The organism is Pseudorhodoplanes sp. (assembly GCF_059499825.1).
The window spans coordinates 433,681-450,925 of record NZ_JCABZI010000002.1 but is presented as its reverse complement, the minus strand read 5'-3'; the positions used below and the strand labels follow the sequence as shown (position 1 = coordinate 450,925).

Below are 17,245 nucleotides of genomic sequence, written 5' to 3'. Positions count from 1 at the left end.
AACAAAGGTTTAGCTAAAATCCCGCTCACGGAGGGGCCGGCGCGACGGCAATTCCGGCAGGGCCGACCCGGCAAAAAGTTCCTGGCTGGCGCCGGTTGGAAAGTTTTCGTTAACCATCGTGGCCGTAACGTCCTCGCACAGGTTGCGACGGCTTCATGGCAAGCCCGCGCCACAGGGGGCATATGTCATGGCCGACAAGAAGAAGCGCGCCGAAGCCGAGGAGCCGGCCGACGATGCCGCGAAGTCGGCGGCGGCTCCGAAGTCGAAAAAGAAGCTGATCGTGATCGGCGCCGCGGCTTTGCTGGTGCTGGGCGGCGGCGGCGGGGCGGCCTTCTTCATGATGAAGAAGAAGCCTGAACCGGTGGTGGCCGCGCCCGTGGTGAAGCCGCCGGCTTTCCTCGATCTGCCCGATACGCTCGTCAATCTTTCGAATACCGGCGCCGACCGGCCGCAATATCTGAAGGTGAAGATCGTCCTCGAATTGCCCGATGCCGCGATGGTCCAGCAAGTGCAGCCGGTGATGCCGAGGGTGATGGATTCCTTCCAGACCTACCTGCGGGAATTGCGGCCGACCGATCTCGACGGCTCGGCCGGTCTTTACCGCCTGAAGGAAGAACTGACCCGGCGCGTCAACTACGCGATCGCACCGAACCGCGTTAACGCCGTTCTGTTCAAGGAAATCGTGGTCCAGTGACGACATCCGATCAGGAACCGGTCGCAGCGGATTGGGGGCTTCCCGCCGACCCCGGCGGCGAGTCCGACGTCACCACGTCGCCGCCGCCTTCGGCGAGCAGGCCCGCAAGCGCGTCCGGCATCAGCGACCAATGGGCCGCGATGGTCGACGAGAACAAGCTCAGCCAGAAGACCTCGTCGGAGCGCGTTCTCAATCAGGAGGAGATCGACGGGCTGCTCGGTTTCAGCCTCGCCGACGTCAACTTCAACGACAATTCCGGCATTCGCGCCATCATCGATTCCGCGATGGTGTCCTACGAGCGTCTGCCGATGCTCGAAATCGTCTTCGACCGGCTGGTCCGGCTGCTGACGACGTCCTTGCGCAATTTCACCTCCGACAATGTCGAGGTCTCGCTCGATCGCATCACATCGGTGCGCTTCGGCGACTACATCAACTCGATCCCGCTGCCGGCGATCCTGGCCGTGTTCAAGGCCGAGGAATGGGACAATTTCGGGCTGTTCACGGTCAATTCCAGCCTGATCTATTCGATGATCGATGTGCTGCTCGGTGGGCGGCGCGGCTCCGGCGCGATGCGGGTCGAAGGCCGGCCCTACACCACGATCGAAACCAGCCTGGTCAAGCGCATGGTCGAGGTCATTCTCGCCGATGCGGAACAGGCGTTCAAACCGCTGTCGCCGGTCCGCTTCAACATCGACCGGATCGAGAGCAATCCGCGCTTCGCTGCCATCACGCGCCCAGCCAATGCGGCGATCCTGGTGCGCTTGCGCATCGACATGGAAGACCGCGGCGGCAGCGCCGAGTTGCTTCTGCCCTATGCGACCATCGAACCGATCCGTGGCGTCCTGCTGCAGATGTTCATGGGCGAGAAGTTCGGCCGCGACCAGATCTGGGAAGAGCATCTGGCGACCGAGATCGGCCAGGCCGAAATCAGCGTCGATGCGGTGCTGTACGAGCAGCGTTTGCCGCTGCGCCAGATGATGGGGCTGAAGGTCGGCGATACGCTGCCGCTCGAAATCCGTCCCGATGCAATGATCACCTTGCGCTGCGGCGATGTTCCTCTGACCGAGGGGCGCATGGGCCGTGTCGGCGATCGGGTCTCGGTGCGGGTGGCCAAGCCGCTCCGCAAGCCGAAGATGACTTACGCCATGTTCGAGAATGCCGACGACACCAAAAAGCGCGTGGAGGCACCGTGAGCTACGGATTCGGACTGACCATTGAATCGCTGGTGGCGATCCTGCTGCTGTTAACGATTCTCTATTGCGCGCGGCTGAACAAGCAGATCGAACGGCTCAAGGCCGACGAAAAGCTGATGAAGGCGAGCGTGACCGAACTGGTGCTGGCGACGGAACGCGCCGAAAGGGCGATCGCCGGCCTGAAGCTGACCGCCAACGAGGCCGAAGGCACGCTGGGCGCGCGGTTGCGCGAAGCCGAGGCCTATTGCAAGGCGATGGCCACGAGCCTGAACGCCGGCGAGGATGTGCTGAGCCGGCTGCGCAAGATCGCCTATGCCAACAATCTCCTTGGCGGCGATGCCCAGTTGGAGCCGGAGCCCGCACCGCCGCCGGCGAATGATGCAAAGGCCGTCGCTGCCGCGGCCCAGGCCTTTGCTGACCGGGCCCGCGCCCGCGCCAATGGTCAGGCGGCATGACCCATCTGCTGCATCGTGTGCGTCTTGTCCCGATCGTGCTGGTCGCGGCCACCGGGCTGTTTCTGCTCAAGGTGACCGGCATCATAATGGCCGGCGGCTATACGCTCGGTGCCGGTCATCAGGCGAAGAGCGACCGCGCGCTTCGTGAAGCGACCGTGGTCACGCGGCCGTCGCAGCCAGGATCGGAGCAGCAGCGTCCCAAGTCCTGGGCGCAGGACGTGTTCGGCTATCCGGATGTGACCGGTTCGGTCGGCGCCAGTCGGGAGCCAGCCAAGGATGCACCCGCTCCGAAAGTGCCGGCGACGCCGCCGAAAACGCCGGGCGGCACCGTGGTGCAGCTTGAGTCCACCAACGTCTCGCCGTCCGAACGAGCCTTGCTGGAACGGCTGTCGGAACGGCGCAAGGAGCTCGAGAAGCGCCAGAGCGAGCTGGAGATGCGCGACACCCTGCTCAAGGCCGCCGAGAAGAAGCTGGAAGAGCGTCTCGGCGAGCTGAAGCAGGCCGAGGAGCGGATCGTCGCTGCCACCCAGCAGAGGGAAGAAGTGGAGCTGCACCGGTTGAAGAATCTCGTCACCATGTACGAGAGCATGAAAGCCAAGGATGCCGCGAAAATCTTCGACGGGCTCGACCTGAAGCTGGCGACCGAGGTCGCCAAACTGATTCAGCCGCGCCGCATGTCCGACATTCTGGCGCAGATGTCGCCTGAGGCGGCGCAGCGCCTTACGGTCGAGCTAGCCAGCCGCCCGGCCGGCGATGGCCATACGCCAACGAAGCAGGAACTGCCCAAGATCGAGGGCCGTCCGAGCGGTTCTTAAGCTGCACGGTTAACGCTCGTTTAATGCCCCCGCGGGTAGGGTTCAGGCCTGTAGGAGCCGACCACGGCGCGAGCGTAGATGACCGTTCTCAATGCGATCTGCCGGTTGACGCGGATCGGGCGGGTGCGTCCGATGCGTACGGTGCTTTGCGCCGTGGCGATCGCTGCCTGCACCAATCTTACTGCGCATGCACAGACCGTCGGCGGCGACGTTCATGTCGAAATGTCGCAAGGCTTCGTCCGCATTCTCGTGCATCTGGCGGAGGAGGTGGAGTCCGACGTCCACGTCGCGGGCAACATCGTCGTCGTCCATTTCAAGCGGCCGGTCGATGCCGGCATCGAGAAGCTGACGCATAGCGCGTCGAATATCATCGGTGCCGCCCGCCGCGATCCGGACGGCAGAGGATTTCGTCTCGCACTCAGCCGCAAGGCGACGGTCAATTCGATGGCTGCAGGTGAACGCCTCTACATCGATCTGTTGCCGGAGACATGGAAAGGCTTGGCGCCTGGCTTGCCGAAAGAGGTGATCGAGGAATTGTCGCGCCGGGCGCGGCTGGCGGAACGGTCCATGCGCGCGCAGCGCGACAGCGCCAGGCGCGAAGAGCTGCCGGCGCGCATCCGGGTCGCGACACAGCCGACCTTCACACGCTACGTGTTCGAGCTTCCCGATGTGATCCCGGTGTCCGCCGATCGTGGCACCAGCGACATCACGCTAAAATTTGCCGCCCGGCTGAAGTTCGATTTCGGCGACCTCAAGGCCAGGCTGCCGGGTACGGTGAAGGCGGTCGAGAGCTTCGATCAGGCCGATACGGTTGCGGTCCGCTTCGTGCTGAATGGCAAGGCCGATATTCGCACGTTCCGCGAGGACAAGAATTACGTCCTCGATGTTGGAAGTTCGGATGCCAAGGAAGCGGTGGCCCCCGCTCGTACCGACGACGTCTCGCAGTTGATGAGTGAGGTTGCGAAGAAGGGCAGCCCGCTCGCCGGCGCGGAACCCCCGCAGACCATTGCCGCCGCGGCACCGCAAGCGGCGAAGGCGGAGCAGGGGGTTGCCCCACCGCCCGCTGCTGCACCTGTTCCCGAGGCGGCCCGAGCCGCATCGCCCCCGAAGGCTGCCGCTGCGGCCGCGGTTGCGGCACCGCGCGTGGCTGCGGCGCCGGCTCCCGCTGACAGTCAGCGCCAACCGGCGGCCAAACCCGCGCCCGAGAATCCATCGCGTCCCGCAGTCGCACCTACGCCGCGTGACGCAACCGCGCCAGCGCCGCGGCCTGCCATCGCGCCTGCGCTTGGAGTGGCACCCGCTGATGGCAACAGTCAGGTCAACGTCGAGGTCGGTCGTCAGGCAGACAATCTGCGTCTGACCTTTCCATTCCCGGTTCCGACCCCGGCCGCGATCTTCCGGCGTGCCGGCACCTTGTGGATGGTCTTCGACGCGCGCAGTCCGATCGCGCTGCCGGATCTCGAAACCGGTTCGGGCGGCATGATCCGCCACGCATTGGGCACGGCATTGCCAGACGGCTACGTGGTCCGGCTGATGCTGGACCGCCCAAGACTGGTCGGTGCGACAGCGGAAGGCAACACCTGGACGATTACCGTCGGCGATTCCATTGCCATCCCAAGCGCGCCCCTGTCGGTCGATCGGACCATGGCCAATGCGGCGCGCCCAAGCATTTCGATTCCTCTGGAACAGGCGCGCGAACTGCATCGCATCGCCGATCCCGAAATGGGCGACAGCCTGCTGGTGGTGACGGCGCCCGGGCCGGCGCGCGGCTTCATCAAGCCACAGGATTTCGTGGAATTCCGCGCGCTCGCGTCCACGCATGGCGTGGCGCTGCAGCCGCTCGCAGACGACGTGCAGGTCGAACTGGTCCCGGACAATATCGTCATTGCCCGGCCGGGCGGCCTGACATTGTCGGGACCGGGGGCCGCAGCGCGTTCGGCATCGGTTCACAAGTCGATGGTGTTCGATCCGCAACTCTGGGGCTTCGACCGCCAGTCCGACATCACCGAGCGTCAGAACAAGCTCACCGCGGCTGCCGCCGACATGGGCGAATCCAAACGCAATATCCCGCGGCTCGAACTGGCCCGGTTCTTCCTGTCGCGCGACATGTTCCCCGAGGCCAAGGGCGTTCTGGATGTCGCGCTGTCCGAAGAGGGCCCGACCGCCAGCGATCCGTCCGCCCTCGTGCTGCGGGCCATCACAACGCTCATGTTGAACCGGCCCGAGGATGCGCTGAAGGAGCTCAATCATCCGATGCTCGGCGACCAGCTTGATGCGCCGCTGTGGCGCGCCGTCGCTCAGGCCCGGCTCGGCAAGTGGGAACAGGCCTCGCGCGGGTTCAAGAGCGCTCAGGGCGCCATTACAACGCTTCCGCTGGAGCTGCAGCGCGTCGCTCTGAAGGAGGCGCTGCGGGCAGCCATCGAGGTGCGCGATTACGAAATCGCACAGCATCTGTTGAGCGAGTTCCAGACCGTCGGCTCGGCCACCGAGATGCAACCGGCCATGGCGGTCCTGCAGGGCCGTCTCGCCCAGGGTCTCGGCAAGAACGCCGAGGCGCTGCGCTATTTCCGTCAGGCTGCGGATTCGGACGACCGCCCGTCCGCGGCGCAGGGACAATTGCGCAGTCTGTCGCTGCGCTATGACACCGGCGACCTGAAACGCGCCGATCTGATAGGCGAACTTGAGACATTGACGACGGTCTGGCGCGGCGACGACACCGAAATCGAGGCGTTGCAGAAATTGGCGCGGCTCTACACCGAGGAGCAGCGCTACCGCGATGCGTTCTATGTGATGCGCTCGGCCCTCAAGGCACATCCCAACGCGCAAGCGAGTCGCCGCATCTATGACGAGGCCGCGGTGACCTTCGACTCCCTTTTCCTCGCCGGGCGAGGCGACGCATTGCCCGCGATCGAGGCGCTGGGACTGTTCTACGATTTCCGCGAACTGACCCCGATCGGGCGCCGTGGCGACGAGATGATCCGCCGACTCGCAGATCGCCTGGTTTCGGTGGACCTGCTGCCGCAGGCAGCGGAACTGCTTCAGCATCAGATCGACAACCGGCTGCAGGGCGCCGCGCGCGCGTATGTCGCGACCAGGCTGGCGGTGATCTATCTGATGGACAACAAGCCCGCCCGCGCGCAAAGCATCCTGCGTGCGACCCGCTCCGCCGAACTGAACACCGACCTGCGCAATCTGCGGCTGCTGCTCGAGGCGCGCGCGCTGTCGGATACCGGCCGTCATGACGTCGCGCTCGAGGTCATCGAGAATATCGACAATCGCCAGGCGGTGCGCCTCCGCTCCGATATTCTCTGGTCCGCCAAGCGCTTCAACGAATCCGCCGAGCAGATCGAACTCATGTATGGCGAACGCTGGCGGGACTTCGCGCCGCTGTCGGATATCGAGCGCGCCGATGTGCTGCGGGCGGCGATCGGCTATTCGCTCGCTGCGGATACGATCGGCGCCGAGCGCCTGAGAGAGCGCTACGAAGCCAAGATGCGCGAAAGCCCCGACAAGCGATCGTTCGAGATCGCGACCGCGCCTCAGGCGTCAAACAGCACGGAATTCGCCGAGCTCGCGAGGACCGTTACTAATTTCAGCGCGTTCGATACATTCCTGCGCGATATGCGAGAACGCTATCCGGAGATCGGGACTCTGTCCCCGGACGAAACCCGTCAGCAGCTTCAGGATCACTCGCGGGCCCGCTTCGACCCGGAACCGACTGCGTCGATTACGCGACGCTGATTCAGCAGCACTCCATCGCAGACAGCCGCTCCCAGTTTTTGATTATTGTATTTCCAAAGTGAAGTTGTTCTTGTTCGTGGCGCTTTAACAAGCGCGACGACAAATCGAACGCACGATCAACAACTCTCCATCAAAAGCACTTTACTCCGCATCGCAGCGTTGATGCATTCGCCTGCGTTGAATCACGCGAGACAATACTTCGATCAACAAGATCCTCGCGTGAATATGGGGGCATTATGCGATCGAGTGACAGGGCCGCGGCTGCGGCGATCAGGACCTTTGCGTCAGCCGCGGTTTTGACCGGCGTGGTTGCGGCGCTGCCGGCGCAGGCACAGACCTCGCTTCCGACCATCGATGTACAGCGCGCGCCGCGTGGAACTGGAACTTCGGTCAGCCAGCAAACCCGCGGTACGCCGGCTCCGGCGCCACAGCCAGCCCCGGCGCCTGTTGAAAATGCGTTCAGTGAGGTCGACGGCTATCTCGCCAACCGCAGCGCCACCGCCACCAAGACCGACACGCCGATCAGCGAGATTCCGCAATCGATCACGGTCGTGACGGCGGACGAAATTCGCGATCAGGGCGCAACGACGTTGCAGGAGACGCTGCGCTATGTGCCCGGTGTCTACGCGGACGCATATGGTCCGGACTCGCGCAGCGATGGTGAACTCGTGCGCGGCACGACGCCGGTCACCTATCTCGACGGGATGCGGCTGATCAATGGCGGCTACTGGAACCAGTACCGGCCCGACCCCTATACGCTGTCGCGGGTCGAGGTCTTGCGCGGCCCGGGATCGGTTCTGTACGGCGACAGCCCGTCCGGGGGACTGATCAACGCGGTCTCCAAGCGGCCGCAGGAAAAGGACCACCACGAACTTGGCGTGCAATATGGCAGCTTCGATCGCCTGCAATTCCAGACCGACCTGACCGGAAAGCTGACCGCCGACGGCCAATGGCTGTATCGCCTGATCGGCATCTACCGCGATGCCGATACCCAGACCGATTTCGTGAAGAACGATCGCCAGACGGTGATGCCGGCAATCACCTGGCGGCCGACGAAGGATACGGACTGGACAGTGATCGGCCTCTACCAGAAGGACAAGACCGGTTCGTCGACGGCGTTCCTGCCGCTCAACGGCACGCTGTATTACAATCCCAACGGCCGGATCCCGATCAACCGGTTCACCAGCGAGCCGGGCTGGGACAAATACCAGACCACGACACAGGCGATCACCAGCCTGTTCGAGCATTCGTTCAGCAATAACTTCAAGATCTTCAGCCGTTTTCGTTATTCGCACGACGACGGCATCTACCAGACCATGTACCCGGATAATTACTCCAATCCGTTCAACCCGTACGTGAACGCGTCACAGCAAAGCGTGTATCGCTATACTTACGGGCTAAACACCAGCCGGAATATGCTCACCGCCGACACCGGCGGGCAATGGGACTTCGCCACCGGTACGGTGACGCACAAGGTGCTGTTCGGAGTCGACATCCGAAATCTCACCGAACAGTCGAGCAGCGGCTACGGCTACGATATCAATCCCTTCAATCTCTATAATCCGGTTTACGGTCAGGCGACGGCTTATCCGGTGCTGCTCCAGGATCCCGGCATCCGCCAGCAGGTCACCGGCCTTTATATCCAGGATCAGATGCGCTTCGGGCAGTTCCTGGTCACGGCGGGCGTCCGCCGCGATGAACTGAAATCCGAGGCGGAAGGGATTCCGAGCCAGGAGGATGCGGCGACAACCAAGCGACTCGCGGTGATGTACGAAACGTCCTTCGGCCTCAACCCGTACGTCTCGTATTCGGAATCGTTCAATCCGATTCTCGGCTCGAATATCTGCGCCGGGTTCTGCAAGCCGGTCGAGGGCAAGCAATACGAGGCCGGCTTCAAGTACAAGGTCTCCAACAGCGCGGTCTTCAATGGCGCGGTCTATGAGATCCAGGAAAAGAACCGGCTTACACCCGGACCCGTCCCGTTCGTCTCGATCCAGACCGGCGAGAACACGATCCGTGGATTGGAACTCGAATATATCGGCAGCATCACGCCCGATCTCGATATCATCGCCTCGTATTCGTATATCGATGCGAAGATCACGCAGGGCGCATTCGCCGGCAGCCAGGTGGAGAGCGTACCGCGGAACTACGCCTCGCTGTGGGCCAAGCACAAGCTGACGTTGTTCGGCGTGTCCGGGTTCAGCATCGGCGGCGGCGTGCGCTACATCGGCGAGTCGTGGTCGACCGGCGCATGGCCGACGGCAAACGACGTTTACACGGTCACCACGCCCGCCCACACATTGTTCGATGCGATGTTCGCCTATGAGGACAAGAACTGGCGGTTCCAGGTGACCGGCACGAACCTCGCGGACAACATCTACTTCGCAAGCTGCCTGGCGCGCGGTGACTGCTTCTACGGCAATCGCCGTAATGTCATCGGAACGTTGACCTACAAGTTCTGACGGAAAGAGAATAAAGCATGCTCAGTCGCGGCTCGGTAAAAGTCTGGTCCAAAATCCATACCTGGACCAGCATGATCAGCATGGTGTTTCTGCTGCTGCTCTGCGTCACCGGGCTGCCGCTGATCTTCAACCATGAACTGAACCACGCGCTTTACGACGAGGTGGAGCCGGCCGCGCTTCCGGCCGATACGGCTCCGGCCAATCTGGACAGGATCGTCGAGAACGGGCTCGCCCGAAATCCCGGCCATGCCGTCCAGTTCATGTTCTGGGATCGTGACGAACCCGAACTGATCTGGCTCAGCATCGGCAAGGCGGTCGATTCCAACCCCGACCAGAACCGATTGCTGAAACTCGATTCGCGCACCGGGGAATTTCTCGAAGAGGTCGATTTCCGAAACCGCCTGACCTACGTGATCTACCGGCTGCATGTCGATATGTATGCCGGACTTCCCGGCAAGCTGTTCCTCGGGCTGATGGGCTTACTGTTCTGCGTCGCCATCGTCTCCGGCGTGGTGCTGTACTGGCCCTCCACACGCAAGCTCGATTTCGGCGCCATGCGCCGCGACCGGCCGCGGCTCGTGCACTGGCTCGATCTGCATAATCTGCTCGGCGTCGTCACCGTGGTGTGGGCGCTGACGGTCGGCTTCACCGGCGTGATCAACACCTGGGCCGACCTGATCTTCAAACTCTGGCAGAACGACCAGCTTGTGGCGATGACGCAGGCCTACAAGGATCGCGGGATGCCAGCGGGACCCACATCGGTGGATCAAGCGGTGGCCGCCGCGCGCGAGGTGATGCCTGGCATGAAGCCGTCCTTCGTCGCCTTTCCCGGCAATCCCTTCTCGAGCAAGAGCCACTATGCCGTCTTCATGCGCGGCGAGACGCCGCTGACATCGCGCCTGCTGCGTCCGGCCCTCGTTGAGGCCGAGACCGGCAAGCTGACCGACAGCCGCGAATTGCCGCTTTACACCAAGGCGCTGCTGGTGTCGCAGCCGCTGCATTTCGGGGACTACGGTGGCATGCCGCTCAAGATCATCTGGGCGGTGCTGGATATCGCGACCATCGTCGTTCTGGTCACCGGACTGTATCTCTGGGTGGTGCGGATCAGGCGCCGGCGCGCGGCGCGCCCGGCCGTTCGTGCCGCTTACGCCGCCGCGCAGCGCTGATCGCCGTCGATCCCGATGCAGCGTTCTGCGTTACAGGTCTTTGCGGTTCCAATCGTGCTCGGCGTCCTGAGTGCGGTCGGACTAATCGCGGCCCTTCTCGGCGACAACGTATGGGATGCGGTGTCGTGGCTGACGCTGGGCCTGCCCTGCGTCGTGATGGCGTGGTTCTGGTTCGGGGCAGGGCGGAGACGATAGCAAAGATGCATCGGCCGGATTTCGCGCCGTACGCAGACGCTTCAGGACGATGACGAGTCGACGACGACACTGCCACCGGTTCCGGATTTGCCGCTGACGATGCTGCGGCGCTCCGCCTCGTCGAGATAATCGCGCATCGACATTCTGGCGTGCTCATCCGACATTTGCTTGAGTACGTCCTTGATCCGCTCGAGTGCGGCGAGACAATCGGGATTGTCGGATCGCCGCTGCTCGACATGGACCAGCGAGCTGATGATCTGCAACTGGTTGCCGATGCGATGGTTGATCTCGCGGATCAGCGCGTCCTTCTGTTTCGTCCGTTCGGTGACAAGGCGCTCAAGCTCCGCCCGTTGCTGCCGCGGCGAGGGCAAATCCTTGATCTGCGGGATGATATACGCGAATGCCAGTGCGGTCCCGACCGACACCAGCGCGGTGAACGCGGTGACGAACGCGTGCAACCGCAGGAGCTCCGCGCCGGCAAAGGCCGACCACGCATGCACAAGATGGGTGAGGCCGCAGGCCACGATAAAGACTACGAACAGCAGCCAGAGCCATGGATAGGGGATGTCCGCGCGGCGGTGGCGCAGGACCACGGCCATCGTAACCGGAATCGCGAAATAGGCCGACGCGATCGCCAGGTCGCTGACAACCACGACCCAGAACATGGTTGCGTCGGAACTGCAGATTTCCAGAATGCGTTGGATCATCCCGTCCCCCGGACTGCCGAGCTTACAATATTTCCAGGAAATGCGATGGCGGTAACAGCGGAGCGTCAATCCGGTTCCAGGTGCGACGCCGAAGCCTTTCGAGATACGCGGAACAGGGATGGCTGTTTGCGGCGTGAAGCGTCTGCGCGCTTAGCGCTGGCGCACAGTTCCTTCGAGGAAGCCGGAGCGCGAACTCGTTCGCGAATGGACGCCGTAAGAGGACAGGCCCTCAGGGGTAACGAGAAGGCACCGCTTTAAGTCCCGTAACTCTGTATCAGACTGCCCGCGACCAGCGTCCAGCCGTCGACCAGCACGAAAAAGATCAGCTTGAAGGGGAGGGATACCACGACCGGCGGCAGCATCATCATGCCCATCGACATCAGGACGGATGCGACCACGAGATCGATGATCAGGAATGGCAGGAATAGCAGGAAGCCGATCTCGAAGGCCCTTTTCAGCTCCGAAATCATGAAGGCCGGAATCAGGATGCGCAGCGACACATCTTCCGGCGTTGCCGGCTTGGCTTCGCGGGACATGTCCACGAACAGTGCGAGATCTTTCTCGCGCACATTTTTCAGCATGAAGGTCTTGAACGGCCCGGTCGAGCGTTCGAAGGCCTGCTCGGTCGTGATCTCGTTGTTCAGCAGTGGACGGACGCCGGCGTCATAGGCGTTCTGGAAGGCCGGCCCCATCACGAAGGCGGTGAGGAACAGGGCAAGCGCCACGATTACGGCATTCGGCGGCGCTGTGCCGGTGCCAAGCGCGGTGCGCAGCAGCGACAGCACCACCACGATCCGCGTGAAAGAGGTCATCATCACAAGGATCGACGGCGCAAGCGACAGCACCGTGATCAGCGCGATGAGCTGGATCACGCGCTCGGTCAGGCCAGCGCCTTGTCCGAAATTGATGCTGACATCCTGCGAGAAAGCAGGGCCGGCGATGCTGAGGAGGCTTACGAGGACCGCGGCTCCCGTCAACAGACGGACGCAAGCCGCGTTTGGTCTCGTCAGGAAGGTTTCCCCGAAGGACGGCCGAGAAGGCTCGCCATTTCTTCCTCGATGCTACCGAAGACGTCATCGGTCTTGCCGGGCTTGACGTCAGCGGTGGTGGCTTCCGGCTCGATGGTGACGATCGGGGCGGTGGCGGGAGCCGCGACCGGCACGGCTTGCTGGGCGGCCGGTGCGACCGGTGGTGCAATCGGCGGCGCGACCGGTGGGGCGACCTGAGGCGCAACCGGAGGCGCGGCGCGCGGTGCATCTGCCGATGGCTTCACCGCAGGCGCCGGGCGAGGGGCCGGAGCAGCAGGCGCGGGAGACGGCCGGCGCAGCGCAGCCTCAAGCCGCGATGCCATGTCGGCGAGATTCTGATCGGCCTCTGCGTTGGCAGGCGCCGGAGCGGGTTTCGGACGCGGCGCCTCGATCGCCGTGGCGGGGGCGACCGGTTCGGCCGGGCGAACCGACAATTCGGCGGCGAGGCCGGCGAGGGCGTCGGCCGAGCGCGAGCGCTTCGGCGCGGCTGCCACCGGTGCCGCGATTGCTGGTGCCGGTGCCGCTACTGCCGGCTCCGGCGGCAGCGCCCAATGCGATGCATCGTCGAGCGAACCGGGCCGCGATGCGCGCGCCGGACGCGGCGCGACCTCCGGCTGCAACGGCCAGGCGGTCTCTTCCGCCGGCGCAGGCCGCGCAAGGTTATCGGCGGGCGAGGATACCCGCGACGTTGCGGCCTCGCGGGTGCTCTGACCCCTGACGATGTTGGCTTCTACGACGATGTCCGTCGGGCCCCCGATCATGATGAGGTGCTCGGTATTGTCTCTTCTGATCAGAACAAGCTTTCGTCGGCCATCGACGGCTCCGGCTTCGATGACCGCCAGCCGCGGCGCACGCCCGCGCGCGCCGGTCCCGCCGAGCGCCCCGGTCCCGAACCTGCGGATCAGCCAGGCAGTCACGCCAATCAGCGCGAAGACCACCACGAATGCGATGAAAAAACGAACGGGAAGCGATGTTCCTTCGCCGAAAAGGCTATCCATCGGACCTACCGGGCCTCCCTGCTGCGGGGCGAAAGAACGCGATTTCGCCCGTTCGGTTAAGGTCTCGGCAATCTTTGCCGCCCCAAGCACTAACGAAGTCTTAACGCGCCCGGTCGCCCCTTATAGCGATTCTCGGGCGATTTCGTTGCAAGACTTCGCAAATTGGTAAATCGGGCATCCGAGGCCAAAGCATGGCCGCGGCCGCATTAACCAGACATTAACCATATACCCGGCAAAGATTGCCGGTGTTTTCATGCTCGAAGAAACCGCGATGCCGATCTCAAGATTGCCGATCCTCGACATGCTCCGCACCAAAATGCAGTGGCATCAGGAACGTCAGCGTCTGCTCGCGGAAAATATTGCCAATGCCGACACGCCGAAGTTCCAGCCGCGCGATCTGACCCCGCCGACCTTCGACCGGTCCACCTCGATCGCCCAGCCGGTCGCCCTGCAGCGGACGAGTTCGGCACATCTCGCCAGCGCGATGAGCGCGGGTACCGGAGTCTTCCAAAGCACGCCGGGCGGGTCGGAAACGCGGCCCAGCGGTAACGGCGTAAGTCTCGAAGAGGAAATGCTCCGGGTCGCCAAGAACCAGATGGACTACCAGGCGGCCACGACGATCTACAGCAAGAGCCTCGGTCTCGTGAAAACAGCCATAGGCAAGCGATAAGGGAGGGAAGGGTGGATTTCATCAAGTCGATCGCCATCGCCGCCTCCGGTCTGCGCGCGCAGTCCGGCCGCATGCGGGTGATCTCGGAAAATATCGCGAACGCCGATTCGACCTCGCACAATGCGTCGGCTGATCCGTATCGCCGGAAGATACCGAGCTTCACCAGTGAAATCGATCGCTCCCTCGATGCGCGGGTGGTCAAGCTCGGCCCGGTCCACACCGACAAGTCTGCATTCTCGACCAAGCATATGCCCGGGCACCCGGCGGCGGATGCCAGCGGCCATGTCAAGTTTCCCAACGTCAATACGCTCGTGGAAATGACCGACATGCGCGAGGCGCAGCGATCCTATGAGGCCAATATCAACGTCATCAGCGCCACGCGGCGGATGCTCCAGCGCACTATCGAAATTCTGAAAGCCTGAGGAGGCGCGATCATGCAGTCGGCGGCAAGTGCGGCAAAGGCCTACGCGACGCTCGCGAAGCTCGGCGATCCGGCGGGCGCCGCGTCCAAGATCAAGGACACCGCCGGCGGCGAGAATTTCGGCGCGATGCTGAAGGACGCCATGACCTCGGTGAACCAGGCCGCACGCGCGTCCGATAATCATGCGCATGCGCTCGCGACCGGAAAGGCCAATGTCGTCGACGTGGTGACGGCGGTCGCCGAATCGGAGGTCGCGGTGGAAACCCTGGTCGCTGTGCGCGACCGGGTGATCGCCGCGTATGAGGAAATCATGCGGATGCCGATCTGAGCGAGCGCAACAGCAGAAGAAAAAGCAATGACAGGTCCTGAAGTCCTCGATGTAGCGCGCGATTCGATCGTCACGCTGGTGCTGGTGGCGGCCCCGCTCATGCTGATCGGACTGGCGGTCGGTGTCGTCATCTCGCTGTTCCAGGCGCTGACCCAAATCCAGGAAATGACGCTGGTCTTCGTCCCGAAAATTCTGGCGATCTTCGTGGCCATGCTGGTGGCGCTTCCGTTCATGGCCGACTCAATGCAGGGTCACATGATGCGGATTTCCGCACGCATCGTGAACGGGGGATGACAGGCGCGCGGCAAGGGCAAGACGCCTTGTCGCAGCGGCGGTGAGAAGCCATGCGGGTCGACATTTCCATGCTGCCCGCCCTGGCCGCCACGTTCATGCTGGTGTTCGCCCGCATCGGCACCATGGTGATGCTGCTGCCGGGCCTCGGCGAAATGAGCATGCCGGTGCGGGTGCGGTTGACGATCGCGCTGGTGCTGAGCGCGATGTTCCTGCCGCTGCATCGCAACGCCTACAATATCGATCTTCGCGAATTCGGCCCGGTCCTCTTCATGCTTGGGCATGAGATCCTGATCGGCGCCATTCTCGGGCTGGTCGCGCGGCTGTCGATCTCCGCCCTTCAGGTCGCGGGTGCGGTGATCGCCCAGCAAATGGGGCTCGGCTTCGTCACCGCGATCGACCCGACGCAGGGCCAGCAGAATGTCATCGTCGGCAACTTCCTCGCGCTGCTCGCCCTGACGCTGATTTTCGCCACCGACATGCATTACCTGGTGATCGCCGCGCTGAACGACAGCTACCGCATCTTCGCGCCGGGTGCCGCGATCATGGTCGGCGACGTGGCGAAACTGATGACCGATACCATCGCCGGCGCTTTCAAGGTCGGCATCCAGCTCAGCGCGCCGTTTCTGATTTTCGGCCTGCTGTTCAACCTTGGCCTCGGTGTGCTGTCGCGGCTGATGCCGCAGATGCAGGTCTTCTTCGTCGGTTTGCCGCTCTCGATCCTGATCGGAATGCTGATTCTCCTCGTCGTGATCGGAGCGATGATGGGAACCTTCCTCGAGTTCTTCGGCGCGGTCCTGCGCCAGATCGCTCCCTATTCCTGAACGAAAGACAGCGGGATGGCCGAGCAAAGCGAAGACAACGAAAAATCAGAAGACCCAACACAGAAGCGGCTGGACGACGCGCTCGAGCGCGGCGATGTCGCGAAAAGTCAGGAGGTCTCGACCTGGTTCGTGCTGGCCGGCGGAACGCTGATGCTGGTGGCCTTTTCCGGCTCGATGGGGGCGAGCCTGAAAGCGACAATGGCCGGACTGATCGCGAATGCGCATCAGATACCAACCGACGGCGCCGGCCTCGTCCGTCTGTCCAGCCGGATCGGCTCCGAGGTGATCGCGGCCATCGCGATCCCGATCCTGCTGGTCGCGCTGTTTGCGGTCGCCGGCAACATGATCCAGCACCGGCTGGTCTGGTCGACCGAGAGCCTCAAGCCCAAGTTCTCGAAAATCTCGCCGGCCGCCGGCCTGAAACGGCTCTTCTCCAAGGTCGCGCTGGTCAACTTCGCAAAGGGTATCGCCAAGATCGTGCTCCTCGGCACGGTGATGACGATGCTGCTGTGGCCCGAGCGCGACCGGCTCGAAATGCTGGTCACGCTCGATGTTGCCGCGATCCTGCCGTTCACATCGTTCTTCTCTTTGAAGATGCTCGGCTTCGTGGTGGTGATCATGGCCTTCATCGCGGCCGCCGATTTCTTCTTCCAGTACCGGCAATGGTACGAAAAACAGAAGATGTCGCTGCAGGAGATCAAGGAAGAGTTCAAGCAGAGCGAAGGCGATCCGATGATCAAGGCGCGGATCCGCCGCATTCGCGAGACGCGCATGCGCAAGCGCATGATCGCCGCGGTGCCGGACGCCTCGGTCGTGATCATGAACCCGACCCACTACGCGGTCGCGCTCAAGTACGAACGCGGTGACAACGCGCCGCTCTGCGTCGCCAAGGGCATCGACACGATCGCGCTCAAGATCAGGGAGGTCGCGGAGGCGCATAACGTGCCGGTGGTCGAGAACGCGCCGCTGGCCCGCGCACTGCACGCCACGGTCGAGGTCGATCAGGAGATTCCGTCCGAACATTACCGGGCAGTGGCCGAGGTCATTGGCTACGTGATGCGGCTGCGCGGCGGGCGAAGGAATTGACGGTATGGCGCCGGACCCGACTTTCGTCAGTCCCCGCGCAGGCGGGAACCCGGTCTGTTTGGCTCCGGGTCGCCGCTTTCGCGGGGACGAACGGGACAGGGCGGGGGCGTAAAGGCCCCTTGCGGATCACCTCGTGCATGAGGCATCAGGAATCATGGCGGCAGCAGATTT

The 17,245-nt window shown here is 63.3% G+C and carries 17 protein-coding genes; 14 read left to right on the top strand and 3 right to left on the bottom strand.

The genetic code is table 11. The annotated features are described in order from the left end of the window. Window positions 1–187: 187 nt before the first annotated feature. The 8 genes from fliL (at window position 188) to AC5I5I_RS05565 (ending at window position 10,721) form a co-directional block, all read left to right on the top strand. Window positions 188–694, top strand: a complete 507-nt coding sequence (fliL, locus tag AC5I5I_RS05600; protein ID WP_495970729.1) for a flagellar basal body-associated protein FliL — start codon at window positions 188–190, stop codon at window positions 692–694. Continuing rightward, a complete protein-coding gene (gene fliM / locus AC5I5I_RS05595; protein WP_495970727.1) occupies window positions 691–1,887 on the top strand; it encodes a flagellar motor switch protein FliM in 1,197 nt (398 codons plus the stop codon). Before fliL ends, fliM begins: the two co-directional genes overlap by 4 nt. Then, entirely contained in the window at window positions 1,884–2,342 is a 459-nt protein-coding gene (locus AC5I5I_RS05590) for a DUF6468 domain-containing protein (RefSeq protein WP_495970724.1), read from the top strand. Before fliM ends, AC5I5I_RS05590 begins: the two co-directional genes overlap by 4 nt. Further along, window positions 2,339–3,157, top strand: a complete 819-nt coding sequence (locus AC5I5I_RS05585; protein ID WP_495970722.1) for a MotE family protein — start codon at window positions 2,339–2,341, stop codon at window positions 3,155–3,157. The genes AC5I5I_RS05590 and AC5I5I_RS05585 overlap by 4 nt, the downstream gene beginning before the upstream one ends. Before the next feature lie 78 nt (window positions 3,158–3,235). Next, entirely contained in the window at window positions 3,236–6,898 is a 3,663-nt protein-coding gene (locus AC5I5I_RS05580; protein ID WP_495970720.1) for a tetratricopeptide repeat protein, read from the top strand. Window positions 6,899–7,134: 236 nt separating this feature from the next. Next, window positions 7,135–9,360 (top strand): TonB-dependent siderophore receptor, encoded by a 2,226-nt coding sequence (locus tag AC5I5I_RS05575; RefSeq protein WP_495970718.1) that lies wholly within the window; start codon window positions 7,135–7,137, stop codon window positions 9,358–9,360. A 17-nt stretch (window positions 9,361–9,377) separates the two neighbouring features. Continuing rightward, on the top strand, window positions 9,378–10,526 hold the full coding sequence (locus AC5I5I_RS05570) for a PepSY-associated TM helix domain-containing protein (RefSeq protein ID WP_495970716.1): 1,149 nt from the start codon (window positions 9,378–9,380) through the stop codon (window positions 10,524–10,526). A 15-nt stretch (window positions 10,527–10,541) separates the two neighbouring features. Beyond that, window positions 10,542–10,721: a hypothetical protein gene (locus tag AC5I5I_RS05565; protein ID WP_495970714.1), complete on the top strand. Its 180-nt coding sequence runs from the start codon at window positions 10,542–10,544 to the stop codon at window positions 10,719–10,721. Window positions 10,722–10,762: 41 nt separating this feature from the next. On the opposite strand, the gene AC5I5I_RS05560 is transcribed toward AC5I5I_RS05565, so the two are convergent. The 3 genes from AC5I5I_RS05560 to AC5I5I_RS05550 form a co-directional block, all read right to left on the bottom strand. After that, window positions 10,763–11,428 carry a histidine kinase dimerization/phosphoacceptor domain -containing protein gene (locus tag AC5I5I_RS05560; RefSeq protein WP_495970712.1) on the bottom strand — a complete coding sequence of 222 codons (666 nt, stop codon included), beginning with the start codon at window positions 11,426–11,428 and terminating at the stop codon, window positions 10,763–10,765. A gap of 254 nt (window positions 11,429–11,682) precedes the next feature. Beyond that, complete coding sequence (gene fliP / locus AC5I5I_RS05555) at window positions 11,683–12,405, bottom strand: flagellar type III secretion system pore protein FliP (protein WP_495970710.1); 723 nt, start codon at window positions 12,403–12,405, stop codon at window positions 11,683–11,685. Between the two features lie 29 nt (window positions 12,406–12,434). Beyond that, window positions 12,435–13,454: a flagellar biosynthetic protein FliO gene (locus AC5I5I_RS05550; RefSeq protein WP_495970708.1), complete on the bottom strand. Its 1,020-nt coding sequence runs from the start codon at window positions 13,452–13,454 to the stop codon at window positions 12,435–12,437. Between the two features lie 271 nt (window positions 13,455–13,725). Here AC5I5I_RS05550 and flgB point away from each other — a divergent pair, with 271 nt between their 5' ends. Genes flgB through flhB form a run of 6 tightly spaced genes read left to right on the top strand, consistent with a single transcriptional unit; the run spans window position 13,726 to window position 17,074 of the window. Next, on the top strand, window positions 13,726–14,124 hold the full coding sequence (gene flgB / locus AC5I5I_RS05545; RefSeq protein WP_495971138.1) for a flagellar basal body rod protein FlgB: 399 nt from the start codon (window positions 13,726–13,728) through the stop codon (window positions 14,122–14,124). An 11-nt stretch (window positions 14,125–14,135) separates the two neighbouring features. Beyond that, a complete protein-coding gene (gene flgC / locus AC5I5I_RS05540) occupies window positions 14,136–14,546 on the top strand; it encodes a flagellar basal body rod protein FlgC (protein ID WP_495970706.1) in 411 nt (136 codons plus the stop codon). 12 nt (window positions 14,547–14,558) lie between these two features. Next, on the top strand, window positions 14,559–14,873 hold the full coding sequence (gene fliE, locus AC5I5I_RS05535) for a flagellar hook-basal body complex protein FliE (protein ID WP_495970704.1): 315 nt from the start codon (window positions 14,559–14,561) through the stop codon (window positions 14,871–14,873). 27 nt (window positions 14,874–14,900) lie between these two features. Continuing rightward, window positions 14,901–15,167, top strand: a complete 267-nt coding sequence (fliQ, locus tag AC5I5I_RS05530) for a flagellar biosynthesis protein FliQ (RefSeq protein ID WP_495970702.1) — start codon at window positions 14,901–14,903, stop codon at window positions 15,165–15,167. A gap of 50 nt (window positions 15,168–15,217) precedes the next feature. Next, window positions 15,218–15,988 carry a flagellar biosynthetic protein FliR gene (fliR, locus tag AC5I5I_RS05525; RefSeq protein ID WP_495970700.1) on the top strand — a complete coding sequence of 257 codons (771 nt, stop codon included), beginning with the start codon at window positions 15,218–15,220 and terminating at the stop codon, window positions 15,986–15,988. A 15-nt stretch (window positions 15,989–16,003) separates the two neighbouring features. Further along, the gene (gene flhB / locus AC5I5I_RS05520; protein ID WP_495970698.1) at window positions 16,004–17,074 is read left to right on the top strand and encodes a flagellar biosynthesis protein FlhB; all 1,071 of its coding nucleotides are present in this window, start codon (window positions 16,004–16,006) and stop codon (window positions 17,072–17,074) included. Window positions 17,075–17,245 lie beyond the last annotated feature (171 nt).